The organism is Azospirillum sp. SYSU D00513 (assembly GCF_017356015.1).
In the GTDB taxonomy this organism is placed as follows: Bacteria; Pseudomonadota; Alphaproteobacteria; order Azospirillales; family Azospirillaceae; genus Azospirillum.
On the sequence record NZ_JAFIQV010000068.1, the window covers coordinates 1 to 26,053 of the forward strand.

Here is a 26,053-nt window from a genome sequence, read left to right on the forward strand (position 1 = left end):
TTCATGAAGTCCTGACCTGTGGTCAGGACTTCCGCGCCACGGGGCGCGGGGCCGCAGTCGCGGCCCTATACCGGGTTCGGATGTCGGAACTTTCCGAACCCGGTATCACTTGCTCTTGGTGGTGTTGTCGGGCTCGTTCACGGTCGGCGGCTTGCCGGCCTGCGGCCCGGTGGTGTCGCGCCCGTGGCTGCCGGTGGTCCCCATGGAGGAGGCGCCGGAGCTGTCGCCGGTGCCCCAGGTCGAGCCGGAGGTGCCCAGCCGGCTCCTATCCTCGCAGCCCGCCTGGGTTGTCCCGGCCGCGCAGTTGGAATCGACGCTGGAGCTCCCACCGGTCGCGTTGGCGCCGCCGCCCGCATTGACGCCACCGGTGTCGCCGGTCTTGCCGGTCTGCGCGGCACCCTGGTGGCCGGAGGCCTCGTTGGAGGGGCCCTGCTGGGCGAGCGCGGCGCCGGCGGGCAGGGCGAGCATCACGGCCATGGCGCCGGTGATCAAGGCATGTCGCATCGTTTCGTCTCCGTTATGGGCTTGACCATGACAACAGCCGAACCGGCAAAACGGCATCACGCCGCCTGCCCGGCTCCCGTGCGGGAGGCGCCCGGCAGCCGCTGGCGCAGCTCGAAGAAGCCCTGCCAGGGATCGCGGCTCCGCAGCAGGGCCGGATCGCCGGCCGGGACGGCGGGTGCGCCCTCCAGCCCTTCGAGATCGCCCCAGTCCAGGGGAAACGCCACTGGCGCGCCGGCGCGGGCGCGCACCGACCACGCGGCGACGGCCGAGGCGCCCCGGCCGTTGCGCAGATAGTCGATGTAGATCCGGCCCTTCCGGGCTTCCTTCAGGGGATTGGCCGTGTAGCGGCCGGGGCGCTCCTCGGCGAGGCCGGATGCGAGGCCGTGGGCGAAGTCCCTGACCTCGTCCCAGCCGGCGGAGGGCTCCAGAGGCGCCACCACATGCAGCCCCTTGCCGCCCGTCGCCTTCACGAAGCTTTGCAGGCCGAGCGCGTCGAGCCGGTCGCGGATCGCCAGGGCGCCTTCCACCACGGCGTTCCAGGCGACACCCTCCTCGGGATCGAGGTCGAGGATCAGCCGGTCCGGGCGGTCGGGATCGTCCAGGGTGGCGCCCCAGGGATGCAACTCCAGCACCCCCATCTGCACCAGCGCGATCAGGCCGGCCGTGTCATCGACGGCCAGCCATTCGTCCTGCTCCCTCTGCTTCTCTTCGCTCTTCAGGCGCACCCGCCGGACGGCGTCGGACAAGCCGGGCCAGCCGTGCTTCTGCACGAAGCAGCGCCCGCCGGTGCCGCTCGGGCAGCGCAGCAGCGTGAGGGGGCGGTTCCGGAGATGCGGGAGGATGCGGTCGGCCGCGGCCTCGTACCAGGCAGCCAGATCGCGCTTGGTGAGCCCCTGCCCCTCCCACAGGAGGCGGTCCGGGTGCGTCAGCCGGATGCCGGCGACGATGTTGTCTTTGGTGGTGTCTTCTGCCTTGGCCCTGATCTCCGGCACCGCATCCTCCCCCGGCGACACGCCTGTCCCGAAGGGGACAACGCGGCGCCGGGGAGGAGGTTGCGGCGGGAGGTGCGGAGAAAGGTCAGGCCGGGATGGCCAGATGCTCCTCGATGACGTCCGTGCCCTGGACGCCGCGCCAGGGCAGCAGCGACTGCCCGTCATCGGCCAGGCGAGGCGGCGTGAAGTGTGCGATCACCGCCGTCTGCTGCGCCGAGAGGCGGATCAGGTCGCCGTCCTCGGGCACCAGGGCGCGCTCGACCCCGCATTCGCGGGCGAAGCGGGCGTGCGCCTCCAGATGCGCCAGCGTGCCGTGCAGCGGCACCGCGACGCGCGGGCGGATCAGGGCGTACATGCGGGCCAGATCGTCACGGGCCGGGTGGCCGGAGACGTGGACCGGCGCGTCCGACGGGGTCAGCACCTCGACGCCCATGCGCTCCAGATGGGTGCGCACCTCGCCGATCGCCTCCTCGTTGCCGGGGATGGCGCGGGCGGAGAAGATGGCCGTGTCGCCGCGCTCCAGCCACAGGGACTGGTGGTCGTTGCGGGCCACGCGGCTGAAGGCCGCGCGCTCCTCGCCCTGGCTGCCCGTGCAGAACATCACGAGGTTGCGGCGCGGCGTCCAGGACGCCTCCTGCATGGTGAGGAACTCCGGCAGCCCGTCGAGCATGCCGCAGGCGCGCGCCGCCTTTTCCATCTTCAGCAGCGAGCGGCCGGCCAGTGCGACCTTGCGGTCGGTGGCCCGCGCCGCCTCGGCGATGGCCTTCATGCGCGCGATGTTGCTGGCGAAGCCGGTCACCGCGATGGCGCCCTTGCGCTGGCGGAACACCTCCATCAGCCCGTCGCGGGCGGTCGCCTCGGACCCGGTGCTGCCCGGCACCATGGCGTTCGTGCTGTCACAGAGCATCGCCAGCACGCCCTCGTCGCCGAAGCGCTTCAGGGCGGCCACGTCGGTGGTCTGGCCGACCAGCGGGTTGGGGTCGAACTTCCAGTCGCCGGTGTGCAGCACGTTGCCGGCCGGAGTCCGGATCGCGATGGCGACCGGCTCGGGCACGGAGTGGGTGACCGGGATGGCTTCCAGGTCGAAGGGACCCATGCGCCAGCGCGCTCCCACCTCGAAGGTGCGGATGCGCACGTCGCGCATCGTGCCCTTCTCCTTCAGCCGCTCACGGATGACGTGCGAGGCGAAGGGGGAGGCGTAGATCGGGACGTTCAGGCGCGGCCACAGATGGTGGATGGCGCCGATGTGGTCCTCGTGCGCGTGGGTGACCACGAGCCCGACCACGTCCTGCATCCGCTCCTCAATGAAGCGGGGATCGGCCATCAGGGCATTGATGCCCGGCGCCTCGTCGCCCATGAAGGCGACGCCGGCGTCCACGATCAGCCATTTCCCGGCATGGCCGTAAAGGGCCATGTTCATGCCGATGCGCGTGCAGCCGCCGAGCGGGATGAAGAGGATTTCGTCCTGGCCGGGAACCGGACCCTTGGCCCGGATCGGGGTGGACATCAGGGGCCGGGGCTGCCCAGCGGGCTTGCGGCCTTGCGGCGCGGGGCGCCGCCGTCTCGGAACAAACGTCATTAAGCCTTTCGTCTAACCTTAGTTCTTGTCGTTGCGACCAGATGTCGTTGCGACCAGGGTTCTGCCGGCATTCGACGCTGCCGGACGGGCGTGCATCCGAGGGATGCGTGATCGTTGTCTTCTCCGGGCCGCAGAGCAGCGCCAGGGCCTGCGGTGCAGGCCGAGGCTGCCGGCGCGAGCGGGCAGGGAAGTGAAGAACAGCCGCGCGCGGAACGGCGCGGATGAACCGGAAGGGGCGGCGGGCGCCGCCTCGGCGAAATCCTCGGGGGCGATATCGCCGCCCCTGCAATCCTATGTAATCACCTGATCGATTTCATCAAGTCGCCGCAGGGGGCACCACCCTGGAAGCACCGCATTTACCGACCTCTCATCCATGGTTGTACATGCTTTCGGAGGAGAAGGGAACCGGCTGGATGGCGCGAACCGTCCGCGTATGCTAGCAAAAATGGGACACAGCCATTCGGAGGGCCGGTATGGGGCGGTTCGGGTCGTCGCTTCTGCTGCTCGCCGCCCTCGCGGCGGCGGCCTTCCCCGCCCGCGCCGCCGACATCCGGATCCTCGTCCCCGACCTGCCGCCGATGTTCTTCGCGGACGGAACCGGGCGCGAGGCGGCCATCATCGCCGAGGCGCTGGCGGCCTGCGGGGACAGGCCCGTCCTGACGCCGGTTCCCTTCGGCCGGCACTGGCAGGACTTCACCGAAGGACGCGGCGCCGACGCCGTGTCCACGGTGCCGCCCGGCGTCGCGATTCCCGGCGCGCGCTCCGTCCCCTACATCCGCTACCAGAACGGCGCCGCCGTCATGCGGTCGAGCGGGCTGAACGTCCGCTCGCTCGAGGATCTCGCCTTCCGGCGGGTCATCACCTTCGCCGGTGCGGAACAGGTGCTGCCCGGCCTTGCGGAAGCCGCACCCCGGCTGGCCGACCTGCGGGAGCGCGCCGACCCGCTCGTCCATTCGACCATGCTCTTCGCCGGGCGGGTGGACGCCATCCTGGCGGACCAGCTGATCGTCGCCGAGCACAACCGCCTGCTGGAGGCGCGGAGGCTGGCGGGCGAACGGCTGTCCTTCGATCCCAGCCAGGAGGTGGTCTTCACGCCCATCTTCCCCCCCACCCCCTACAGCATGGTGTTCCGTGACCCGGCGGTCCGCGACCGGTTCGACCGTTGCGTCGCCGACCTCCAGGCCAGGGGGCGGATCGCCGAGATCAACCGCAAGGCCATCGAGCCCTACCGCGCGGCCGTCGGCGACCGGTACCCGGTGGAATAAGCACCCGGCGAAGGTGGCGGGGCTGACGGCTCAGCCGATGGCCGACAGGCGGTCCACCCGCCGCAGCTCCGGGAAGCGCCAGGCCCAGAGTGCTGCGACGCCCATCGCGCCGAAGCCCCCGGCCACCACCGCCGTCACGCCGCCGAGCAGGGCGGCCGCGGCGCCGGACTCGAACTCGCCGAGCTGGTTGGAGGCGCCGATGAACAGCGAGGTGACGGCACCCACCCGCCCGCGCATGTCGTCCGGGGTGGAAAGCTGCACCAGGGTCTGCCGCACGAAGACGCTGATCTGGTCGGCGGCGCCCAGCCCCAGCAAAGCCAGGAAGGACAGGGCGGGCACGGTGGACAGGCCGAACAGCACGGTGGCGGCGCCGAAGCCCGCGACGGCGGCGAGCATCCAGGCCCCGGCGTTGCGCTGGACGCCATAGCGGGCGAGCAGCACCGCCATGGTCAGGGCGCCGACCGCGGGCGCGCTGCGCAGCAGCCCCAGCCCGACCGGGCCGACATGCAGGATGTCCCGCGCGTAGAGCGGCAGCAGCGCCGTCGCCCCGCCCAGCAGCACCGCCACCATGTCCAGCGAGATGGCGCCGAAGATGGCGGGCCGGCTGCGGATGAAGGTCAGCCCGGCCAGCATCGATTCCAGGCTCATCGCCCGGCGCGGCAGCTCCACCGGCCGCGGCCGCACCAGCAGGATGAACAGGGCGGCGAGCGCCAGGAAGGCCGTGCTCGTCCCATAGACGACCGACGGGCCGGCGATGTAGAGCAGCCCGCCCAGCGCCGGACCCGTGACCACCGACACCTGCATGCCCGAGCTGTTCCAGGCAACCGCGTTGGGCAGGTCCCTTGCCGGCACCAGCGCCGACAGAAGCGCCTGGTTGGCCGGCCCCTCGAAGGCTTTGACGGTGCCGAGCACCAGCACCGTGGCGTAGATGAAGAGCGGGCTCGTCAGTCCGGCGACGGTCACGGCGCAGAGCGCGCCGACGGCGCCCATCTGCATCACCAGGGCCGCCAGCAGGATGTGGCGGCGGTCGTTGTTGTCCACGACATGGCCGGCGTAGAGCGCCATCACCAGCGTCGGCAGGAACTGGAACAGCCCCACCAGCCCCAGATGCCAGGCCGAGCCGGTCAGCGCGTAGATCTGCCAGCCGACCGCCACGACCTGCATCTGCATGGCCATTCCCGCCGCCAGCCGGGCGAGCCAGAACAGCGTGAAGGGGCGATGCCGGAAGGCCGACTGGAAGGCGGATCGGGACGCATCGGGCGGAACCGGGGCGGCCCCGGTCTGCGGGTGACCGGCACCACCCGTGGAGGGCTCGGGACTGGACGGGCTGCTCATCGTGATCTCAAGGCGTGGGAATGGCGCGCGGGCGCAAGCGGGCCGCCCGGAATGTGTCGGATCCATGAATATTTCAGATCGCGTGGGGCGGTCGAGTGGCGCCCGGTCATGGCCGGTCTGCGCGCGGGTGTTTTCTTGCCCCGAGCCCCGGCAAAATTGCTTTGCCGCCGCCCGGACCCGCCGCATAAAGGGGCCTGGACGTCTCAAAGGAAAGCGCCCTCGCCATGAAAACCGAACTCCTCTTCCGCGACGACGCCTATCTGCGGGACGCGACGGCGCGCGTCCTCGCCGTGGAGGAGGGCGGAATCCGGCTGGACCGGACGGTTTTCTACGCCCAGGGCGGCGGGCAGCCCGGCGACCAGGGCACGATCACGCGGGAGGACGGGTCCGTCCTCACCGTCGCGAACACGGTCTACGCCGCCGACCGGCTGGGCATCCTTCACCAGACCGCCCCCGGCCAGCCCCTGCCGACCGTCGGGGAGATGGTCGCCCTGGCGCTCGACTGGCCGCTCCGCTTCGCGCGGATGCGCGTCCACACGGCTCTCCACCTCCTGTCCGTCGTTCTGCCCTACCCGGTGACCGGCGGCGCCATCGGCGACGGGGAAGGGCGGCTCGACTTCGACCTGCCCGAGGCGAACCTCGACAAGGATGTCATCACCGAAAAGCTCAACGCCATGATCCGCACGGACGCCGAGGTGACGGAGCGCTGGATCACCGACGAGGAGCTTCTCGCCAACCCCGGCCTGGTCAAGACCATGTCGGTGAAGCCCCCGATGGGGAGCGGCCGCGTCCGGCTGGTCGAGATCGCCGGCCTCGACCTCCAGCCCTGCGGCGGAACCCACGTCCGGCGCACCGGCGAGATCGGCGAGGCGGTGGTCCGCAACGTCGAAAAGAAGGGCAAGCAGAACCGCCGCGTGCGCATCGCGCTGGTGTGAAGGGCGGGGCCGCGTCCCCGCAGACTCATCCGGAAGTCCGGCTCCACACCGAAACAGGTGCCGGGGCGAGTGGCTCGGCCGGCGACGCGGCTTTGCCCCCGTCGCTGGCTGGCCTAATAGTTCTTCCTTTGCTGAAGCCCACGACCGAGCCCATGGCGACCATTTCCGAAGCCCTGTCCATCGCTCTCGACCTACAGGTTTCCGGCCGGCTGGACGAAGCGGGCGTGCTGTACGGCCGGATTCTGGACGCCGATCCCGACAACCCGCGGGCACTCTATCTCGCCGGCACGCTGATGTGCCAGCAGAGCCGTTTCGGCGAGGCGGAGCCGCTGCTGGCACGAGCGGTGGCGCTCGCTCCTGAGATGGGCGGGGCGCATCTGACTCTCGCCAAGATCCACGCCCGCGCGGCGGACTGGGGGGCGGCGGCCAGGGGGAGCCGCCGCACTCTCGCTCTCGATCCCGGCGACACGGGCGCTTGGGATCTCCTGGCCGCTTCCAGCCAACAGGCGGGGCTGTCCGACGAGGCGATCGCCGCGCTCGCCCGAGCCCACCGCGCCGCGCCGGAGGACGCCGGTACCGCCGAACGGTTGGCGCTTCTGCTGCAGGAGCGCGGCTCCCGCCATCTGGGAGAGCAGCGGAACGAGGCGGCCCTGGCGGACCTCTCCGCGGCCGCCGGGCTGGTTCCGTTCGACATCGGGACCGGCTACGCGCTCGGCGCGGCGCTTCTTGAAACCGGCCGGAACGCCGAGGCGCTCGCGCTTCACGAGCGGCTGCTGGCCTCGAGCCCCGGCGAGGCGAGGATCCTGCGCCAGCTGGGCACCGCCCTGTGGCGGGCTGGCCGCACCGATGCCGCCGCGTGCGCGTTTCAGCGCGCGGCCGCCGCCGACCCGGATTTCGTGGAGCCCTGCGAGGCGCTTGCGTCCTTGTTCGACCGGCACATCCCGGCGCAGGCCGTCCACTGGTCGACGCGCGCGCTCGCCCTGAAGCTCGGGAAGCTTCCTGAAACGGAGCGCGGGCCGCTCTTTCCCGCCGACCGGGAGGCCGGGGGGAGCGCACGGACCTCGGACGTAGTGAGCTTCAGCCTCTGGGGGGCGCTGGAGGCCTACTGCGCCGGCGCCGTCATGAACGCGCGGCAGGTGCCCGTGGCGCTGCCGGGCTGGCGCTGCCGATTCTACCACGACGACACGGTCCCCCCGCACATCCTCGCCGAACTCGCCTCGCTCGGCGCCGAACTTGTGGCGATGCCCTCCGAAACAACCGCGCGCCAGGGCATGTTCTGGCGCTTCCTGGTGTGCGACGACCCGGCGGTCCGGCGTTTCCTGTGCCGGGACTGCGATTCCCGCTTCACGGCGCGGGAGCTTGCCGCGGTGGAGGAGTGGATCGCGTCCGGTCTGCCCTTCCACGTCATGCGCGATCATGTCATGCACATGGAGCCGGTGATGGGCGGCATGTGGGGCGGAACCGCGGGGCTTCTGTCGGCGGTCGGGCCGGCCATCGACGAGTTCACGGTCAGCCACACGAGCCGGTGGAATGACCAGCATTTCCTGGCCGCATGGCTGTGGCCGCGCATCGCGGGCGGTGTGCTGGTGCATGACGGGGTTCATGCAGGGATGGGGCGGCCGTTCCCCGAATGCGGAAACCCTGAGGAAGACCATGTGGGAGCCAAGGTCTTCCATCTCGTGCTCCTGCCTCCGCCACGGGCGGTCGAAGCGCCGGGAAACCGGGCGGAGGGCGAGGGCAGGCGTGGCCGCCTCGTCTATCCGTCGGATGCCCCGCACATCGGGCGTTCCCTCGCCATGCTGGGCGAATGGCTGGAGCTGGAAACCGCGTTCCTGGCGGGCTTCCTGAGGGAGGGCGACGCCGTGGTCGACGCGGGCGCCGGAATCGGTGTGCATGCGGCGGCCTTCGGCCGCGCCGTCGGGCCGGTCGGCCGGGTTCTGGCGGCTGAGGAGTCGCCCGCCCTGTTCGAATGCCTCGTCCGCACCATCGCGGCCAATGGGCTGGAGAACGTGACAGCCCCCCTTGAAGCCGGGAAGCGGCTGGAGGAGGCGTTGGATGCCGGTCCGGCGGACCGCCTTCGCCTGGTCCGGGTGACGGTCGGGCGGTCCGGTCTCTCCCTTGGCGACGGGCTGGCCCGTGCCATCCTCCGCAGCCGTCCGACCGTGTATGCGCGAATCGAGGACGACGCGGCCGCGGCCGGAGCCTTCGCCCGGCTTCAGGATCTCGGCTACCGGCTGTGGTGGCACATCGTGCCGGTCTTCAATCCCGGCAACCGGTTCGGCGCGTTCGCCAACCCCTTTCCGGGCCTGGTGACCGTGAACGCGCTCGCGCTGCCGGACGGACGGACGCCGCCCCGCCTCCTTCCGGAGATCGTGCGGCCGGACGCCGGCTGGAGCGACGCGGCTTGGCGGCTCAGATGCGACGGACGGTGATCGTTTCACCCGTGCCACGACGCAGACACGTCAATTCCGGGAAGGGGTAAGGCATCATGGCCAGCATCGGCGAGGCGCTGCTGATCGCGTTCGATCTGCTGGAGGCCGGGCGGCTGGACCAGGCCGAGGTCCTTTGCGGACGGATTCTGGACGCCGATCCGGGGCAGCCCGACGCTTGGCGCCTCTCGGGCCTCGCGGCTGCGAAGGCCGGACGGATGGAGGAGGCCCGCAGGCGCCTCGCCACCGCGGTGTCGCACGCGCCGGAACGGGTGGACCTGCGCCTCAACCATATCGCCGCGCTCGCGCGCCAAAGGACCGCCGCGATCCGGAGGGTGCTGGCGCTGGAGCCGGCGCACCCGGCGATCTGGTCCGCGCTTGCCGAGGCTGCCGGGCAGGAGGAGGGACCCGGAGCCGCCGTGGGGCCCTGGCGGACGCTGACCAGGCTACAGCCGGGCTCCGCCGCGGCATGCTACAATCTGGGCGTGGCGCTCCAGGAAAGCGGGCGCCTTTCCGAAGCGGTTGCCGCTTACCGCGCGGCGGCACGCATCGATCCCGTCCTGGCCGACGCTCACTTCAACCGAGGCAACGCGCTGCGGGACGCCGGGGACACCGCTGCCGCCATTGGCGCCTACCGCGTTGCCCTCGCCGCCGAGCCCGCCGCGCGGGCCGCCGCTCACAATCTCGGCCTGCTGCTGCTGCCCGGGGATCCGGCCGCCGCCGCCGCCCTCTTCCGAATGGCCGAGGCCTTGGAGCCGGAACGCACCGACGGCTCCCTGGACCGCGCCACCGCGCTGATCGCCGCCGATCGGCCGGGCGAAGCCGTCGCGGCGCTGGACGGTTTGCTCGCGCGCCACCCGGGCCTGGGGCGCGCACACAACAGCAGGGCGCTTGCCCTGCGCGCGCTCGCGCGGGAGGCCGAGGCCGAGGCCGCTCTGACCCGGGCGCTCGCAAGCGACCCTGCCATGTCCGAGGCATGGACCAACCGCGCCCAGGGTTTGCTCGACCAGGGACGGCCGACCGCCGCGTCCATCGCGCTCCGCCGCGGCTTGCGCCTGTGCCCGGACAATCTGATGGCGCTCGGCGTGCTGGCCCAGCTCCATCACCAGTCCGCCCGCCCCGAGGAGGCGGTCGCCGTCCTGCGCCGCGCCATGTCGGTGAGCCCGCAGCTTCCGCGCGCGCTTCACAGCAGCTACCTGTTCTTCCGGCAGAGCGATCCGGCCGCCGATCCGGCCGGCATGCTGGCCGAACACCGGCGGTGGGCGCGCCTGCACGCCCCGCCGCCCGCCATGCGGTCCGCCGCCCGCCCACCCCCGATCCCTGCGGCCGTCACCGCCCCGGCTGGCTCCGGCGGCGTCCTGCGCATCGGCTATCTCTCCGCCGATCTGTACACCCATTCGGTGGCGAGTTTCCTCGAGCCTCTGCTGGCGGCGCACGACCGGCGGAGCGTCCAGGTCGTCTGCTATGCCGCGGTCAGGCGCCCCGACGCCACGACGGCGCGGTTGCGAGCGTTGACCGATGCGTGGCGGGACGTCCTGGGGCTTGGCGACGCCGCGCTTGCCGACCTGATCCGCGCCGACCGGATCGACGTGCTGATCGAACTGGGCGGCCACACCGGCGACAGCCGTCTGGGCGTGCTGGCCCTGGCGCCCGCGCCGGTGCGCATCACGGCCCTGGGCTATCCGGGCACCACGGGACTGGAGATCGAGGGACGCCTCACCGACTCCATCGTCGAGCCGCCGGAAGCTGGGCGCTGGAGTTCGGAACCCCTGATCCGCCTGCCTCATGGCTTCCTCTGCTACCAGGCGCCGGACGGCGCGCCGGAACCGCGCCTCCCCCCGGCGGAAAGGGCTCCCGTTTTCGGTTCCTTCAACGCGCTGGGCAAGGTGACCCCGGCCGTCCTGACGGCCTGGGCGCGGATCCTCGCCGCGGTCCCCGGGGCGAAGCTGCTGCTGAAGAGCCGGGCGCTCGGCGACGCGGCGCTTGCGGATGAGTTGCGGGCGCGTTTCGCCGAGCGGGGCATCGCCCCCGAACGGCTCGACCTCGTGGGCTGGACCGCCGGTCGGGGGGCGCATCTGGCTCTTTACGAACACATCGACGTCGGCCTCGATCCGTTTCCCTACAACGGGACCACGACGACCTGCGAGGCCATGTGGATGGGCGTGCCGGTGGTGACGCTGGCCGGCGACCGGCATGTCGCGCGGGTGGGGGCGGCGCTGCTGACCCGCGTCGGTTTGGCCGACCTGATCGCCGGGGACGTCGAAGGCTACTGCCGGACGGCCGTGGAACTCGCCGCCGACAGGGATCGGCTGGCCTCGCTTCGCACCGGCCTCAGGGAACGCATGCGCGGCGGCGCTCTGGGAGACGCGGCCGGTTTGGCGGCGGCCGTGGAGGCGGCCTGCCGGGCGCTCCTGCCCTACGCGGCGGGCCGGCACGGCCAGGGCGGACTCCCGCGGTCTCGGGCCTGATGCCGCCTGCGGCAACGTCCGGCTCGTGACGTCCCGCAAGCGGCCGTGGTGGCGGTCGGGAGCACGACTCTGCCTTATCACTAGGCAGAACACCGTGAATGACAGGTGGTCCCGGCACCCTGTTCCGGAAAAATGCGCCTGATTGACCGCGGATTGGGCAGACATGGGCGGTGCTGCCTCGGATTGAGCAGAACGCCGCTTCCCGCGAAGGAGCAACCCGAACCCCTCGGCCTTGACCTTTGCCGTAAAAAGCATGGAACCCCGTCCTTTCCCAGAAACTTCGCAAGCCTTCTGCCCAGTTGGCACGGCTCTTGCGAGAGTTTCGGCGAGATCACATGGGCGGCGGCAAAGATGCCGGTGCCCGCACTTCCGGGACGACTGGCCGACGGCGCGCCAGGAACCCGGGGTTCGAGGAAGAACCACACCGGACAAAGGCGTCCGAATCGACCGAGGCCCCTTCAACGGGGGCGAGCGGCCGGTTCGGGCGCCTTTCTTTTTTTCCGCTGCCCGCCGCCCCGGCGGCCGGGCTGGAGACGAAGGCGACAGGTCATGAGCACGCAACAGATCGGCATGGGGAACCACGGCATGAACAGCACCGCACCGCGCGAACGCCTTGTGGTCGTCGGCAACGGCATGGCGGGCATCCGCACCGTGGAAGACCTCCTGGCCAAGGCCCCGGGCCGCTACGACATCACGGTCTTCGGCGCCGAGCCGCACCCCAACTACAACCGTATCATGCTGTCCCCGGTGCTGGCCGGCGAGAAGACCTTCGACCAGATCGTGCTGAACACGCGCGCCTGGTACGAGGAGAACGGCATCCGCCTGATCAGCGGTGACCGGGTCGAGAGCATCGACCGCGCCGCCCGCACCGTCACCGCCGTCTCGGGCCTGACGGTCGGCTACGACAAGCTGCTGCTCGCCACCGGCTCCAACCCCTTCATCATCCCGGTGCCGGGGGTTGACCTGCCGGGCGTCATCGGCTTCCGCGACCTCGCCGACGTCGAGGCGATGCTGGCGGCCTCGAAGTCCGGCCGCCACGCCGTGGTGATCGGCGGCGGCCTGCTGGGGCTGGAGGCCGCCAACGGCCTGAACATCAACGGCATGACCGTGACCGTCATCCACCTGATGGACACGATCATGGAGCGCCAGCTCGACAGCTCGGCCGGCACGATGCTCCAGCGCGAACTGGAGGGGCGCGGCCTCACCTTCCTCACCGGGGCCAACACCGCCGAGATCGTCGGCGAGGGCCGCGTCCAGGCCGTCCGGCTGAAGGACGGGCGGGAGATCCCGGCCGATCTCGTGGTGCTGGCGGTCGGCATCCGCCCGAACATGGCGCTCGGCCAGTCGGCCGGGCTGGAATGCGGGCGCGGCATCAAGGTGGACGACGCCATGGTGACGTCCGACCCGGACATCCTGGCGGTCGGCGAATGCGTCGAGCACCGCGGCATGACCTACGGCCTCGTCGCCCCGCTCTTCGAGATGGCGAAGGTCGCGGCCGACCGGCTGGCCGGCGGGGCGGAGGCGGCCTACGCCGGCTCGGTCACCTCGACCAAGCTGAAGGTCACGGGCGTGGACCTCTTCTCGGCCGGCGACTTCACGGCCGACAAGGACTGCGAGGACATCGTCTTCCGCGACGCCTCGCGCGGCGTCTACAAGCGCATCGTGCTGAAGGACAACCGGGTGCGCGGCGCCGTGCTCTACGGCGACACCAAGGACGGCGCCTGGTACTTCCAGATGCTGAAGGACGGCGAGGACGTGACGCCCGTCCGCGACACGCTGATCTTCGGCCAGGGCTTCGGGGGAGGAGAGGCGGCAAACCCTAAGGCCGCCGTTGCGGCGCTGGCGGACTCGGCGGAGATCTGCGGCTGCAACGGCGTGTGCAAGGGCGCCATCGTCAAGGCCATCAAGGAAAAGGGCCTGACCTCGGTGGACGAGGTGCGCGCCCACACCAAGGCCTCGGCCTCCTGCGGCACCTGCACGCCGATGGTGGAATCGGTCCTGGCCGTGACGCTGGGTGCGGCTTACGCCGGCGAGGCCAAGGCCAAGCCGATGTGCAAATGCACCGACCGCACCCACGACGAGGTGCGCCAGGCCATCAAGGCGCTGGGGCTGAAGTCCATCCCCGACGTCATGCAGCGGATGGAATGGAAGACGGCGGACGGTTGCCACAGCTGCCGCCCGGCGCTGAACTTCTACCTGCTGGCCGAATGGCCGGGCGAGTACAAGGACGATTACCGCTCCCGCTACATCAACGAGCGTGTCCACGCCAACATCCAGAAGGACGGCACCTATTCGGTCGTGCCGCGCATGTGGGGCGGCGTCACCACCGCCAACGAGCTGCGCGCCATCGCCGACGTGGTGGACAAGTTCGCCATCCCGCAGGTGAAGGTCACCGGCGGCCAGCGCATCGACCTGTTCGGCGTGAAGAAGGAAGACCTGCCGGCGGTCTGGGCCGACCTGAACGCGGCCGGCATGGTCTCCGGCCACGCCTACGCCAAGGGGCTGCGCACGGTGAAGACCTGCGTCGGCTCGGAATGGTGCCGCTTCGGCACGCAGGACTCCACCGGCATGGGCATCAAGCTGGAGCGCATGACCTGGGGGTCATGGACGCCGCACAAGTTCAAGATGGCCGTGTCCGGCTGCCCGCGGAACTGCGCCGAGGCGACCATCAAGGACCTGGGCGTGGTCGCGGTGGACAGCGGCTGGGAAATCCATGTCGGCGGCAATGGCGGCATCCACGTCCGCGCCACGGACTTCCTCGTGAAGGTGGAGACGGAGGAGGAGGTGCTGGAATACACCGGCGCCTACATGCAGCTCTACCGCGAGGAGGCCCGCTACCTGGAGCGCACGGCTCCCTGGATCGAGCGCGTCGGGCTCGATTACGTGCGGACGCGGATCGTGGACGATCCCGAGAACCGCAAGGCGCTGCACGCCCGCTTCCTCTTCTCGCAGACCTTCTCGCAGGACGACCCCTGGGCCGAGCGCGCCTCCGGCGGGGTGGACCGTCACGAATTCTCAGCGCTCGCTCAGGTGGGGTAAGGAACATGGATCAGTCGATGAAGTGGACCGTCGTCGGTCAGGTCGAGGACATTCCCCGCCAGGGCTCCCGCGTCGTGCGGACCGAGAGCGGCAACATCGCCGTCTTCCGCACGGCCGCCGACGAGGTCTTCGCGCTGGAGGACCGCTGCCCGCATCTCGGCGGGCCGCTGTCCCAGGGCATCGTGCACGGCAAGCGCGTCACCTGCCCCCTGCACAACTGGGTGATCGAGCTGTCGAGCGGCGAGGCGGCGGCGCCGGACGAGGGCTGCACCGGCTCCATCCCCGTGCGGGTGGAGAACGGCACGGTATCGCTCGGGCTGGCGGGCTTCCGGCCGGGGCTCGGGCGGGGCGGGTGCAGCCATGGCTGAGGCGCTGGCCGGAGCGGGAGGGAGAACCGTCCGCACCACCTGCCCCTATTGCGGGGTCGGCTGCGGCGTGCTGGCGACGGTGGCCGCGGACGGCGCCGTCAGCGTGCGCGGCGACGCGGAGCACCCGGCCAACCTCGGCCGGCTCTGCTCCAAGGGCTCGGCCCTGGCCGAGACGCTGGGGCCGGAGGGCCGCCTGCTCCACCCGGAGGTGGACGGCCGGAGCACCGGCTGGGACGAGGCCATCCGCGCCGCCGCCGACCGGCTCTCCGCCACCATCGCCAAACACGGCCCGGATTCCGTCGCCTTCTACGTCTCCGGCCAGCTGCTGACCGAGGATTACTACGTCGCCAACAAGCTGATGAAGGGCTTCATCGGCTCGGCCAACATCGACACCAACTCGCGCCTGTGCATGGCCTCGAGCGTCGCCGGGCACAAGCGCGGCTTCGGGGCGGACGCGGTGCCGGTGACCTACGAGGACCTGGAGCTGGCCGACATGGTCGTGCTGGTCGGCTCCAACCTCGCCTGGTGCCATCCGGTGCTGAACCAGAGGCTGCTGGCCGCGCGCGAGGCGCGGGGAACGAAGATCGTCACCGTCGATCCGCGCCGCACGGCCTCGGCCGACAACGCCGACCTGCATCTGCCCGTCCGTCCGGGCCGCGACGCCACCCTGTTCAACGGGCTGCTGGCCTACCTGGCCGAGCAGGGCCGCACCGACATCGAGTTCGTCGGCCGGCACACCGCCGGGATCGAGGCGGCGCTCCAGGCGGCGGGCGCCGACGCCGGCTCCATCGAGCGCACGGCCGAGTTGTGCGGGCTGCCGGCCGAGGACGTCCGGCGCTTCTTCGAGAGCTTCGCCGCCACCCGGCGCGTCATCACCGTCTACTCGCAGGGCGTCAACCAGTCCTCCCAGGGCACCGACACGGTCAACGCCATCCTGAACGTCCATTTCCTGACCGGCCGCATCGGCCGGCCCGGCATGGGACCCTTCTCCGTCACCGGCCAGCCCAACGCCATGGGCGGGCGCGAGGTCGGCGGCCTCGCCAACACGCTGGCCGCCCATATGGGATTCGGGCCGGCCGAGGTGGACCGGGTCGGCCGCTTCTGGGGCAGCGGCCGGGTGGCCGGCAAGCCCGGCCTGAAGGCGGTGGACCTGTTCCGGGCCATCGGGGAGGGAAAGGTCCGCGCCGTCTGGATCATGGCGACCAACCCCGCCGTCAGCATGCCGGACGCCAACCGCGCCCGCCGCGCGCTGGCGAAATGCGAGACGGTCATCGTGTCGGACTGCATCGCCGGCACCGACAGCGGCCGTTTCGCCCACATCCGCCTGCCCGCCACGGGCTGGAGCGAGAAGGACGGCACCGTCACCAACTCCGACCGCACCATCTCCCGCCAGCGGCCCTTCCGCGCGCCTTCGGGCGAGGCGCGGCACGACTGGTGGATCATCACCCAGGTGGCCCGCGCCATGGGCTTCGGCGCCGCCTTCCCCTACGAGACGCCGGCCGACGTCTTCCGCGAGCACGCCGCTCTGTCCGCCTTTGAAAACGACGGGACCCGCGCCTTCGACATCGGCGCCCGCACCGCCATCACCGAGGCCGAGTACGAGGCGCTGGAGCCCGCCCCCTGGCCGCACCGGGCCGGCGGCCAGCCGACCCGCCGGCTGTTCGAGACGGGCCGCTTCGCCAGCGCCGACGGGCTGGCGCGCTTCGTGCCGGTCACCACGTGCGTGTTGCCGCGCCGCCGGGACGAGACTTTTCCGCTCCTGCTGAACAGCGGGCGGCTGCGCGACCAGTGGCACACCATGACGCGCACCGGCCTGTCGGCGCGCCTGATGGCCCACGCGCCGGAGCCCTGCCTGGACGTCCATCCGGACACCGCGGCGGAGAACGGGCTGACCAACGGCGGGCTCGCCCGCGTTGTGACACCCGCCGGCACGGCGCTGGCGCGCGTCCGCCTCACCGACGCGCAGCACCGGGGCGAGCTCTTCCTGCCCATGCACTGGACGGACCGCTTCACCGGCTCCTGCGTGATCGGCCGTCTGATCGACGACGAGGCGGTGGACCCCGTCTCCGGCCAGCCGGACCTGAAGCGCATGCCGGCGCGGGTGGAACCCTATGGGGTGGGCTGGACCGGCTTCCTGATCGTCCGGCATCCGGTGGAGCCCGCCCATGAGGGCTACTGGAGCCGCCGCACGGTGCCCGGCGGGCAGCTCATCGAGTTGGCCGGGGAGGGGGAGATGCCCTCCCTCGACGATCTCGCCGGCTGGCTGCCCGGCCTGAACGCGGCGGGCGCCGTGGTCGATTACAGCGACGCCGCGCGCGGCGTGCTGCGCCGCGCCTGGATGACCGCCGACCGGCTGGAGGCCTGCCTCTTCCTGTCGGCCGGAGGCGGGCTGCCCGGCCGCGACTGGCTGGTTGGGCTGCTGTCGGCGGACACGCTCGACGCCGGCGCGCGCCGGGCGCTGCTGTCGGGCCGCGCGCCGGTGCCGGTGCCGGACGAGGGGCGCACCGTCTGCTCCTGCTTCGGCGTCGGCATCAACCGCATCGCCGCCTGCGTCCGCGACGGCGCCGCCAGCGTGGAGGCCGTGGGCCAGGCTCTCAAGGCCGGCACCAACTGCGGATCCTGCATTCCCGAGATCAAGGAGATCCTCGCCCATGCCCAGCGCAGCGATGTGGCGTAACCCCGCCCCGGCGAGCCTCGGCGACCGTCTCGGCGGTGCCCTGGACCGGCTGCGGGAGATCCTGTTCCGGGCGCCCGCCGGTGCTGCCGGTGTCCGGAGCATCGAGGCCACGATCCGCCCCGTCGGGCGCGAAGCGGCGGCCACCGGCGACCGTCCCGGCCGCGCGCGCAACCGCGTCACGCTGGTCGGCGCCGGGCCGGGCGATCCGGAACTGCTGACCGTCGCGGCGGTGCGGGCGATCCAGGCCGCGGAGGTGGTGCTCTACGACCATCTCGTCGGGCCGGGCATCCTCGACCTCATCCCGGCGGGGGCGGAGCGGGTCTGCGTCGGCAAGCGGTCGGGCTGCCATTCCCACTCGCAGGAGTCCATCAACAGCCTGCTGGAGCGCCATGCCGCGACCGGCCGCCGCATCGTCCGGCTGAAGGGCGGCGATCCCATGGTCTTCGGCCGCGCCGGGGAGGAGATCGACCATCTCCGCGCCCGCGGCCATGAGGTGACGGTGGTGCCCGGCGTCACCGCGGCGCTGGGCTGTGCCGCCAGCGCCGGCATCTCCCTGACCCGCCGGGGCGTCTCCCGCTCCCTCACCTTCGTGACCGCCCATGGCCGCGAGGGCGACCTCGGCGAGCCCGACTGGGCGCGGCTCGCCAGCCCGACCGGCACGCTCGCCGTCTACATGGGCCGCGAGCAGGCCCGGCGCGTCGCCACGGGCCTGACCGGCGCCGGCCTGTCCCCCGGCACGCCCGTGCTGGCCATCGAGAACGGCTGCCGCCCCGACGAGCGCCGCCACTGGACGACGCTGCGCGGCCTGATCGAGGACGGCCCGCTGCCCGGCAGCGGCCCCACCATGCTGCTGATCGGCGCCGCCCTCGCCCAGGGCATGCCCGAGGAGGTGGCGGCGATCCTGGAAGCGACGGCGTGAAACCACCATGCGTCCTGTCTGTTGAAGAGCCAATACAACCTGACAGGAGGGCGCACGATGTTCGACATGGGGAATTTCAACGTCGCATTCTGGAACCGCGGCACGCGCTACAACAGTGTCGGCACCCCGGGCGTCGGCCGCAGCCGCGGCTTCGCCCTTCCCGGCGGGATCGGCCTCGTCCTGCTGATCATCCTGCTGATCGTGCTGTTCAGCTGAGCTAGGCTTCGGCCCGCGGTTTCCGAAGAAAAGGCGGGAACCGCGGGTCGGGCGTGCGGTCAGCCGTTCCGCTTGGAAGCCTGGATCAGCGCGCGGCCTTCCGCGCGCATCGCCTCAATGTCGATTTCCTCGTCCGGCCCGTCGAGCCCTTCCATGAGCTGCGCTTCGAGCGCGTCGTCGGCGTTGATGGAGGGCTTCGGCGGCTCGGCATTCATGGCGGTCTCCCTGATCCTGAACAGGATGTTCAAAGGGATGTTTGTTGGCAAGGCACGTCCGTGCGTGCACAGCGCCGAATAAAAACATCCACCTTCCCGTCATCCCCGCGAAAGCGGGGATCCAGGACTCTTGCACGATGTTCGTTCTGCGAACCTCTGGATCCCCGCTTTCGCGAGGATGACGTATGGGTTGTGCTTTTTCCTGATGCCGTTGCTATGCAGAATGCGTGAACGCTCTTGCCTCAAGGCAAAAGGCTTCCACTCTCCCCTCAAACCCCCGACCAGTTGAAGCAGCCTACCGGCAGCAGGCCGTTGCTCACCAGCAGGGCGCCGTGGCGGTAGAGGCTGGTCGCGTCGCCGGCCGCGCCCACGTCGATGGCCCAGAGCTGGCCGGAGGGGTCGGTCCAGACGGTGCGGCCGTCGACCGCCGCCGTGGCGGCCAGCACCTGCGCGGCCGTGGTGCCCGGACGGAACAGGACCATGACGGTGGAGACGTCCGGCGGGGGCAGGGCGGCGACGGGGCCGGCGGCGAGCACGGCGAGCGCCAGCATCGCGGGCGCTGCCCGGCGCAGGCCGTCCGCGCCGCCATCGCCGTCCCCGCGCCGGCGCAGCAGCCAGCCGGCGGCGAGCGGCGCCAGCCCGAAGACGGCGAACCACAGCAGGTCCCAGAACAGCGGGTTGCCCGCATCCATGCGGATGCGGTGGATGCCCAGGATCCAGTGCGACAGCAGGGCGTCCACGACGTGCCAGCCGCCGAAGCCGACCAGCGCGTGCCCCAGCAGCCGGTGCCCGGCGCCGGGCGCCTCCAGCCCCCGCCGGCCCCGCCAGAGCAGCCACAGCCCCGCCGCCGCGACGAGGTACATCAGCGCGTGGAACAGCCCATCGGCGAGGATCTGCACGCGGATGTCCTGCCAGTCCGGCCCCTCCACCGCGCTCAGCAGATGGTGCCATTGCAGGATCTGGTGCAGCAGGATCCCGTCGAAGAAGCCGCCGAGCGCGAAGCCGAGCGCGAGCCCGGCCCAGCGGACCCGCCCGGCGCCCCCGGTCCCGGCCATGCCCTCAGTTCCAGATGTGGGCATGGATGCGCCAGTCCGCGCCTTCGCGGCGCAGGATGAGGGAGTAGTTGCCCTCCCGCCGCTCGCCATGCTCGCCGCCGCCCGGCGATTGCGCCTGCCAGCGCCCGACCTGCCAGGCGGTCGCCCCCTCCTCGGCCCCTTCCACCGGCTCGAAGCGGTGGCCGGCGATGCCGTGGTCCAGCAGCGTCGCCAGATAGCCCCGGATCTCCTCCGCGCCCGTGGCGATCACGCGGGTGGGGGTGAGCAGGCGCGCCTGCGGGGTGTAGAGCGCGGCCAGCCCGGCGGCGTCCTTGGCGTTGAAGGCGTTTTCCCAGGCGCGGGTCAGGCTCGATAAGGCGTCGCTGGTCATGGGGGCTCTCGATCCATCTGGTTGGTGTGGGGGATGGGAGACTCTTTGGGGGTGCCTTGGTCCGATCACCGCAACAGAAGGGCGGCGGGCAATGTTCCGTGTCCGGCGAAGCCGCAGCATGGCGGTTCGCCGTGCCGCGTCATCGCGGGCGGGGACCGGCTTCCCCCGCCGGCGCCAAGAATTTCCGGCCAAGGAGACCGGCGTTGGAACTCGACCCACTCATCCTGTCCCGCATACAGTTCGCCTTCGTCGTCTCCTTCCACATCCTGTTCCCCAGCTTCACGGTGGGCCTCGCCTGCTGGATCGCGATGCTGGAAGGGCTGTGGCTCGGCACGGGCAAGGCGATCTACCGCAGCCTGTCGGAGTTCTGGACGAAGATCTTCGCCATTTCCTTCGGCATGGGCGTCGTCTCGGGCATCGTCATGTCCTACCAGTTCGGCACGAACTGGAGCCGCTGGTCCGACATCGTCGGCAACGTGCTGGGGCCGCTGATCCAGTACGAGGTGGTGACCGCCTTCTTCCTGGAGGCGGCCTTCCTCGGCATCCTGCTGTTCGGGCGCGACCGTGTGCCCCGCCCGATCCATTTCATGTCGGCGGTGCTGGTGGCGCTGGGGACCGTGCTCTCCTCCTTCTGGATCCTCTCGGCCAACAGCTGGATGCACACGCCGGCCGGCTTCGACTTCCGCGACGGCCGCTTCTTCCCCGTGGACTGGTGGCAGATCGTCTTCAACCCGTCCTTCCCCTACCGCCTGTCGCACATGCTGACGGCGATGTTCCTGACCACCAGCTTCGTGGTGGCGGGCATCAGCGCCTGGTACCTGCTGCGCGTCCGCTACATCGAGCATGCGCGCATCGGGCTTGCCATGGCGCTGGGAATGATCACCGTGCTGGCGCCGCTCCAGCTCTTCCTGGGCGACCTGCACGGGCTGAACACGCTGGAGCACCAGCCCGCCAAGATCGCCGCCATGGAAGGCCACTGGGAGGGCGGCGCGCGCGCACCCCTGATCCTCTTCGCCATCCCCGACGACGAGGCGGAGATGAACCATTACGAGCTGGCCATCCCCGGCCTCTCCAGCCTGATCCTGACGCACGAGCTGGAGGGCAAGGTGCCGGGGCTGAAGCAGTTCCCGAAGGACGAACGGCCGAGCCCGCGCATCATCTTCTGGACCTTCCGCATCATGGTCGGCATCGGGCTGCTGATGGTGCTGGTGGCGGTGCTGCACCTGTTCCTGCGCATCCGCGGGCGGCTCTACCACACGGACTGGTTCCACAAGATGCTGGTCGGCTGCATGCCGCTGGGCTTCATCGCCATCCTCTGCGGCTGGTTCACGACGGAGATCGGCCGCCAGCCCTGGGTGGTCTACGGGATGGTCCGCACCTCCGAGGGCGTCACGCCGTCGCTGACCGTGGGGGCGGCGCTAACCTCCCTCATCGCCTTCGTGGTGGTCTACACGCTGATCTACGGGGCGGGGACCTACTACCTCATCCGCCTGCTCCAGATCGGGCCGAAGCCGGCCAGCGACGATCTGGCGGGCGACGCCGTGGGCGAGGCGCTGCGGCCCAAGCGGCCGATGTCGCTGCCCGATGAAAAGATCGAACCGGCGGAGTGACGCGCATGGCGAACGAAGCATTCGAGTGGAGCCTGCTGACCCTGACCTGGGTCGGGATCGTCGGCTTCGCGGTCTTCATGTATGTGCTGATGGACGGCTTCGACCTCGGCATCGGGATCCTGTTCCCCTTCGCGCCGAGCCACGAGGACCGGGACGTCATGATGCACTCCATCGCCCCGGTTTGGGACTTCAACGAGACCTGGCTGATCCTGGGGGCGGCGGGGCTGTTCGCCGCCTTCCCCATCGCCTACGCGGTGATGCTGCCGGCCATGTACCTGCCGGTCCTGCTGATGCTGATCGCCCTGGTCTTCCGGGGCGTCGCCTTCGAGTTCCGCTTCAAGGCGAACCGCAGCCGCCATCTCTGGGACCGCGCCTTCTTCCTGGGCTCGCTCCTCGCCACCTTCGCGCAGGGCGTGATGCTCGGCAGCTTCATCCAGGGAACCGAGGTGCAGGGCCGCGCCTTCGTCGGCGGCACCTTCGACTGGCTGACGCCCTTCAGCCTCTTCTGCGGGCTGGCGCTGGTGGGCGGCTACTCGCTGCTGGGCGCCACCTGGCTGATCTGGCGCACGGTCGGCATCCTCCAGGACTGGTGCTTCCGCATCGCGCGGCGCCTGCTGCTGGCCGTGCTGGCGGCGGTGATCGTCGTCAGCCTCTGGACCCCCTTCCTGAACGAGGCCATCGCCGCCCGCTGGTTCACCCTGCCGAACCTCTTCTATTTCGCGCCCGTGCCGCTGGTGACGGCGGGTATCGCCATCGCACTCTGGCGGGCGCTCGGCAACGGGCGGGAAGCGCTGCCCTTCGTCCTGTCCATGGCGATGTTCGGCCTCTCCTACCTCGGCCTCGCCATCAGCGTCTGGCCGATGCTGATCCCGCCGTCGATCAGCATCTGGCAGGCCGCCTCGCCGCCGGAATCCCAGGTCTTCCTGCTGGTCGGCATGGCCTTCCTGATCCCCTCGATCCTGGTCTACACGGCCTTCTGCTACTGGGTGTTCCGCGGCAAGGTGACGGGGGACGTGGGGTATCACCACTGAGGGCGGCGGGCGCGGGCTTCATCATACGACGTCGTATGGCGAGGCGCCGCGCCGGTCGTTCCGGACCCGGTGTCTCCCCCGAAATGGGACCCTCTTGAACCCGTTCCGGCCCTACCCATCTCTGAGGCCGGGCGACGGAGGGCTGCGCATGGTGCGGGCTCTTCCCGGCGCCTTCCCGCGCCTCATGGAGGGCGGGTGACCATAGCGGAGTGCCGGATGGACTTCGAGAATTTCACCGAACGTGCGCGCGGCGTGCTTCAGGCCGCGCAGATGGCTGCCCTCGCGGGGCGCCACCAGCAGCTTCTCCCCGAACACCTGATCAAGGCGCTGGTCGATGACGGCGACGGCATGGCCCGCCGCATCGTGGCCGACGCCGGCGGCGACCCGGACCTGCTGAAGAAGGCGGCCGACGAGGCGCTGCGCCGCCTGCCCGCCGTGATGGGCCAGGGTCCGCATCCCGTCTACATGTCCCCGGCGCTCGCCTCCGTCCTCCAGACGGCCGCCGAAAGCGCGCGGGAGAACGGTGACCGGTTCGTCACCTCCGAACGCTTGCTAGAGAGCCTCGCCGGCCGCGCCAGCTCCGTGCGCGGCCTGTTCGCCCGCGCCGGCGTCGATCCGGCGGGTGTTGCCCAGGCCGTGCAGAGCATGCGCCATGGCCGCACCGCGGATGCGCCCTCGGCCGAGCAGAACTGGGACGCGCTGAAGAAGTATGCCCGCGACCTGACCGAGGAGGCGCACCAGGGCCGTCTCGACCCGGTGATCGGCCGTGACGACGAGATCCGCCGCACCATCCAGGTCCTGTCGCGCCGCACCAAGAACAACCCCGTGCTGATCGGCGAGCCCGGCGTCGGCAAGACCGCCGTCGTGGAAGGCCTCGCCCAGCGGCTGGCCGCCGGCGACGTGCCGGAGGGGCTGAAGGACCGGCGCGTGCTGGCCCTCGACCTCACCGCACTCCTGGCCGGCGCCAAGTTCCGCGGCGAGTTCGAGGAGCGGCTGAAGGCCGTGCTCGCCGAGGTGCAGGCGTCCGAGGGGCGGATCATCCTGTTCATCGACGAGCTGCACACGCTGATCGGCGCCGGCCGTGCCGACGGGGCGATGGACGCCGCCAACATGCTGAAGCCCGCCCTGGCGCGCGGCGAGCTGCGCTGCGTCGGCGCCACCACGCCGGACGAGTACCGCAAGTACATCGAGAAGGACAGCGCACTCGCCCGCCGCTTTCAGCCGGTGAACGTGGACGAGCCGTCGGCCGAGGACGCGGTCTCCATCCTGCGCGGCATCAAGGGCAAGTACGAGGTGCACCATGGCGTCCGCATCACGGACGCGGCGGTGGTCGCCGCCGTGCAGCTCTCGGCGCGCTACATCTCCGACCGGCGGCTGCCGGATAAGGCCATCGACCTCGTGGACGAGGCGGCGTCGCGCCTGCGCATGGCGATCGACAGCAAGCCCGAGGCGCTGGACGCGGTGAACCGCCGCGTCGCCCAGCTCAAGATCGAGCGGGAGGCGCTGAAGGCCGAAAGCGACATCGCCTCGCAGGAGCGCCTGGCGAAGCTGGAGGGCGAGCTGGCCGAGGCGGAATCCCGCCAGGCCGATATGGAGGCGGAGTGGCAGGAGTCGCAGTCGCGGCGCAGCCACGGCCGCCGGCTCCAGGAGGAGCTTGAGCAGGCCCGCGGTCGGCTGGAGCGCGCCCAGCGCGACGGCGACTGGGCCAAGGCCGGCGAGCTGACCTACGCGGTCATCCCCGACCTGGAGCGCAAGCTCGCCGAGGAGGAGGCCCGCCCCTCCACCGAGCGCGAGGAGGTGACGGCCCGCGACATCGGCGCCGTGGTCACCCGCTGGACCGGTATCCCCGTGGACCGCATGCTCGAAGGCGAGCGGGAGCGGCTGCGCGGCATGGAGGACAAGCTGGGCGAGCGCGTCGTCGGCCAGCGGGAGGCCGTCCGCGCGGTGTCCAAGGCGGTGCGGCGCGCCCGCGCCGGCCTCAAGGACCCGAGCCGCCCGACGGGCTCCTTCCTGTTCCTCGGCCCGACCGGCGTCGGCAAGACGGAGCTGGCGAAGTCCCTGGCCGCCTTCCTCTTCGACGACGAGAACGCGGTCACGCGCCTCGACATGTCGGAGTACATGGAAAAGCACGCGGTCAGCCGCATGATCGGCTCGCCTCCGGGCTATGTCGGCTATGACGACGGCGGCTCGCTGGCCGAGAAGATCCGGCGCCGGCCCTACCAGGTCGTCCTGCTGGACGAGGTGGAGAAGGCCCACCCGGACGTGCTGAACGTGCTGCTGCAGGCGCTCGACGACGGCCGCCTGACGGACGGTCAGGGCCGCACGGCGGACTTCCGCAACGTGATCCTGATCATGACCTCCAACCTCGGGGCGGAAGCCCTGACGGCGCTGGGCGAGGAGGAGTCCATCGAAGCCGCCCGGCTGGAAGTCATGGACGCGGTCCGCAAGGCCTTCCGTCCGGAGTTCCTGAACCGGTTGGACGACGTGCTGATCTTCCGCCGTCTCGGCCGCGACCAGATGGCCCGGATCGTCGACATCCAGCTCGCCCGCGTCAACGAGCGTCTGGCCGAACGCGGCCTGACCCTCCAGGCGGACGAGGCGGCCCGCCACCGTCTGGCCGACCTGGGCTGGGACCCGGCCTTCGGCGCCCGTCCGCTCAAGAGGGCGGTGCAGGGCCTCGTCGAGGACCCGATCGCCGAGCGTCTGCTCGACGGCGAGATCGAGGAGCGCACGGTGCTGACCCTGTCGGTCGAGGACGGCCGCCTGACGCTGAACGGCGTCGGGGTGGAGGAGGACGCCTCGCACGGCTTCAAGGCCCCGGAGCGTCCGCAGCTCGGCTTCGCTCTCAGCGCCGCCAAGCCCTCGGCCGTCCGCAGCTCGGCGGCGGTCCACTGACCGGGAACCTCGGTAACTCCCTGAACGGAAGAGGGGCGGTGCTTCGGCACCGCCCCTTTTTTATGGTGCGCCCAGCATGGGCGTTCTCTTATGGGTGGAAGTCCCATCGTAAGCTGATCACGGCGAGCGAAGTGAAGCGCAACTGCGGAAG

19 protein-coding genes are annotated in these 26,053 nt (G+C 71.0%); 12 read left to right on the top strand and 7 right to left on the bottom strand.

Going from position 1 to position 26,053, the window contains the following annotated elements:
- Positions 1–105 precede the first annotated feature (105 nt).
- The 3 genes from JUB11_RS30135 to JUB11_RS30145 all read right to left on the bottom strand — a co-directional run bounded on the left by JUB11_RS30135 (position 106) and on the right by JUB11_RS30145 (position 3,003).
- Positions 106–504, bottom strand: a complete 399-nt coding sequence (locus tag JUB11_RS30135; protein ID WP_207462504.1) for a hypothetical protein — start codon at positions 502–504, stop codon at positions 106–108.
- Between the two features lie 56 nt (positions 505–560).
- Positions 561–1,496 (bottom strand): non-homologous end-joining DNA ligase, encoded by a 936-nt coding sequence (gene ligD, locus JUB11_RS30140; protein ID WP_207462505.1) that lies wholly within the window; start codon positions 1,494–1,496, stop codon positions 561–563.
- A gap of 85 nt (positions 1,497–1,581) precedes the next feature.
- Positions 1,582–3,003, bottom strand: coding sequence for a ribonuclease J (locus JUB11_RS30145; RefSeq protein ID WP_247887432.1), 1,422 nt, complete (start codon positions 3,001–3,003; stop codon positions 1,582–1,584).
- A 545-nt stretch (positions 3,004–3,548) separates the two neighbouring features.
- Here JUB11_RS30145 and JUB11_RS30150 point away from each other — a divergent pair.
- Positions 3,549–4,340, top strand: a complete 792-nt coding sequence (locus JUB11_RS30150; RefSeq protein ID WP_207462507.1) for a transporter substrate-binding domain-containing protein — start codon at positions 3,549–3,551, stop codon at positions 4,338–4,340.
- Positions 4,341–4,370: 30 nt separating this feature from the next.
- On the opposite strand, the gene JUB11_RS30155 is transcribed toward JUB11_RS30150, so the two are convergent.
- Positions 4,371–5,675, bottom strand: a complete 1,305-nt coding sequence (locus JUB11_RS30155) for an MFS transporter (RefSeq protein WP_207462508.1) — start codon at positions 5,673–5,675, stop codon at positions 4,371–4,373.
- A gap of 224 nt (positions 5,676–5,899) precedes the next feature.
- Between JUB11_RS30155 and JUB11_RS30160 the strand changes: the two genes are divergently transcribed.
- The 8 genes from JUB11_RS30160 to JUB11_RS30195 all read left to right on the top strand — a co-directional run bounded on the left by JUB11_RS30160 (position 5,900) and on the right by JUB11_RS30195 (position 18,726).
- Positions 5,900–6,610: an alanyl-tRNA editing protein gene (locus tag JUB11_RS30160; protein WP_207462509.1), complete on the top strand. Its 711-nt coding sequence runs from the start codon at positions 5,900–5,902 to the stop codon at positions 6,608–6,610.
- Positions 6,611–6,762: 152 nt separating this feature from the next.
- Entirely contained in the window at positions 6,763–9,042 is a 2,280-nt protein-coding gene (locus JUB11_RS30165) for a tetratricopeptide repeat protein (protein WP_207462510.1), read from the top strand.
- 56 nt (positions 9,043–9,098) lie between these two features.
- Positions 9,099–11,507 (top strand): tetratricopeptide repeat protein, encoded by a 2,409-nt coding sequence (locus JUB11_RS30170; protein ID WP_207462511.1) that lies wholly within the window; start codon positions 9,099–9,101, stop codon positions 11,505–11,507.
- Positions 11,508–12,056: 549 nt separating this feature from the next.
- A complete protein-coding gene (nirB, locus tag JUB11_RS30175; RefSeq protein ID WP_282189211.1) occupies positions 12,057–14,546 on the top strand; it encodes a nitrite reductase large subunit NirB in 2,490 nt (829 codons plus the stop codon).
- Between the two features lie 5 nt (positions 14,547–14,551).
- Positions 14,552–14,914 carry a nitrite reductase small subunit NirD gene (gene nirD / locus JUB11_RS30180; RefSeq protein ID WP_207462512.1) on the top strand — a complete coding sequence of 121 codons (363 nt, stop codon included), beginning with the start codon at positions 14,552–14,554 and terminating at the stop codon, positions 14,912–14,914.
- Positions 14,907–17,591, top strand: a complete 2,685-nt coding sequence (locus JUB11_RS30185; protein ID WP_207462513.1) for a nitrate reductase — start codon at positions 14,907–14,909, stop codon at positions 17,589–17,591. Before nirD ends, JUB11_RS30185 begins: the two co-directional genes overlap by 8 nt.
- Positions 17,566–18,510: a uroporphyrinogen-III C-methyltransferase gene (gene cobA, locus JUB11_RS30190; RefSeq protein WP_247887433.1), complete on the top strand. Its 945-nt coding sequence runs from the start codon at positions 17,566–17,568 to the stop codon at positions 18,508–18,510. Before JUB11_RS30185 ends, cobA begins: the two co-directional genes overlap by 26 nt.
- A gap of 57 nt (positions 18,511–18,567) precedes the next feature.
- Positions 18,568–18,726 (top strand): hypothetical protein, encoded by a 159-nt coding sequence (locus tag JUB11_RS30195; protein ID WP_207462514.1) that lies wholly within the window; start codon positions 18,568–18,570, stop codon positions 18,724–18,726.
- 59 nt (positions 18,727–18,785) lie between these two features.
- Here JUB11_RS30195 and JUB11_RS30200 read toward each other — a convergent pair whose 3' ends face one another.
- The 3 genes from JUB11_RS30200 to JUB11_RS30210 all read right to left on the bottom strand — a co-directional run bounded on the left by JUB11_RS30200 (position 18,786) and on the right by JUB11_RS30210 (position 20,366).
- A complete protein-coding gene (locus JUB11_RS30200) occupies positions 18,786–18,941 on the bottom strand; it encodes a hypothetical protein (RefSeq protein ID WP_207462515.1) in 156 nt (51 codons plus the stop codon).
- A gap of 269 nt (positions 18,942–19,210) precedes the next feature.
- Positions 19,211–19,996, bottom strand: coding sequence for a DUF2243 domain-containing protein (locus JUB11_RS30205; protein ID WP_247887434.1), 786 nt, complete (start codon positions 19,994–19,996; stop codon positions 19,211–19,213).
- 4 nt (positions 19,997–20,000) lie between these two features.
- The gene (locus JUB11_RS30210) at positions 20,001–20,366 is read right to left on the bottom strand and encodes an SgcJ/EcaC family oxidoreductase (protein ID WP_207462516.1); all 366 of its coding nucleotides are present in this window, start codon (positions 20,364–20,366) and stop codon (positions 20,001–20,003) included.
- A 203-nt stretch (positions 20,367–20,569) separates the two neighbouring features.
- Here JUB11_RS30210 and JUB11_RS30215 point away from each other — a divergent pair, with 203 nt between their 5' ends.
- The 3 genes from JUB11_RS30215 to clpB all read left to right on the top strand — a co-directional run bounded on the left by JUB11_RS30215 (position 20,570) and on the right by clpB (position 25,902).
- Positions 20,570–21,976 carry a cytochrome ubiquinol oxidase subunit I gene (locus tag JUB11_RS30215; RefSeq protein WP_207462517.1) on the top strand — a complete coding sequence of 469 codons (1,407 nt, stop codon included), beginning with the start codon at positions 20,570–20,572 and terminating at the stop codon, positions 21,974–21,976.
- Positions 21,977–21,981: 5 nt separating this feature from the next.
- Positions 21,982–23,007, top strand: coding sequence for a cytochrome d ubiquinol oxidase subunit II (cydB, locus tag JUB11_RS30220; protein WP_207462518.1), 1,026 nt, complete (start codon positions 21,982–21,984; stop codon positions 23,005–23,007).
- A gap of 216 nt (positions 23,008–23,223) precedes the next feature.
- Positions 23,224–25,902, top strand: coding sequence for an ATP-dependent chaperone ClpB (clpB, locus tag JUB11_RS30225; protein WP_207462519.1), 2,679 nt, complete (start codon positions 23,224–23,226; stop codon positions 25,900–25,902).
- Positions 25,903–26,053: the final 151 nt, after the last annotated feature.

Coding starts and splice junctions, on each gene's coding strand:
- clpB (WP_207462519.1), top strand. CDS start 23,224: ATGGACTTCGAGAATTTCACCGAACGTGCGCGCGGCGTGCTTCAGGCC.
- nirD (WP_207462512.1), top strand. CDS start 14,552: ATGGATCAGTCGATGAAGTGGACCGTCGTCGGTCAGGTCGAGGACATT.
- JUB11_RS30160 (WP_207462509.1), top strand. CDS start 5,900: ATGAAAACCGAACTCCTCTTCCGCGACGACGCCTATCTGCGGGACGCG.
- JUB11_RS30155 (WP_207462508.1), bottom strand. CDS start 5,675: ATGAGCAGCCCGTCCAGTCCCGAGCCCTCCACGGGTGGTGCCGGTCAC.
- JUB11_RS30205 (WP_247887434.1), bottom strand. CDS start 19,996: ATGGCCGGGACCGGGGGCGCCGGGCGGGTCCGCTGGGCCGGGCTCGCG.
- cobA (WP_247887433.1), top strand. CDS start 17,566: ATGCCCAGCGCAGCGATGTGGCGTAACCCCGCCCCGGCGAGCCTCGGC.
- JUB11_RS30195 (WP_207462514.1), top strand. CDS start 18,568: ATGTTCGACATGGGGAATTTCAACGTCGCATTCTGGAACCGCGGCACG.
- JUB11_RS30150 (WP_207462507.1), top strand. CDS start 3,549: ATGGGGCGGTTCGGGTCGTCGCTTCTGCTGCTCGCCGCCCTCGCGGCG.
- nirB (WP_282189211.1), top strand. CDS start 12,057: ATGAGCACGCAACAGATCGGCATGGGGAACCACGGCATGAACAGCACC.
- JUB11_RS30210 (WP_207462516.1), bottom strand. CDS start 20,366: ATGACCAGCGACGCCTTATCGAGCCTGACCCGCGCCTGGGAAAACGCC.
- JUB11_RS30145 (WP_247887432.1), bottom strand. CDS start 3,003: ATGTCCACCCCGATCCGGGCCAAGGGTCCGGTTCCCGGCCAGGACGAA.
- JUB11_RS30170 (WP_207462511.1), top strand. CDS start 9,099: ATGGCCAGCATCGGCGAGGCGCTGCTGATCGCGTTCGATCTGCTGGAG.
- JUB11_RS30185 (WP_207462513.1), top strand. CDS start 14,907: ATGGCTGAGGCGCTGGCCGGAGCGGGAGGGAGAACCGTCCGCACCACC.
- JUB11_RS30200 (WP_207462515.1), bottom strand. CDS start 18,941: ATGAATGCCGAGCCGCCGAAGCCCTCCATCAACGCCGACGACGCGCTC.
- JUB11_RS30135 (WP_207462504.1), bottom strand. CDS start 504: ATGCGACATGCCTTGATCACCGGCGCCATGGCCGTGATGCTCGCCCTG.
- JUB11_RS30165 (WP_207462510.1), top strand. CDS start 6,763: ATGGCGACCATTTCCGAAGCCCTGTCCATCGCTCTCGACCTACAGGTT.
- cydB (WP_207462518.1), top strand. CDS start 21,982: ATGGCGAACGAAGCATTCGAGTGGAGCCTGCTGACCCTGACCTGGGTC.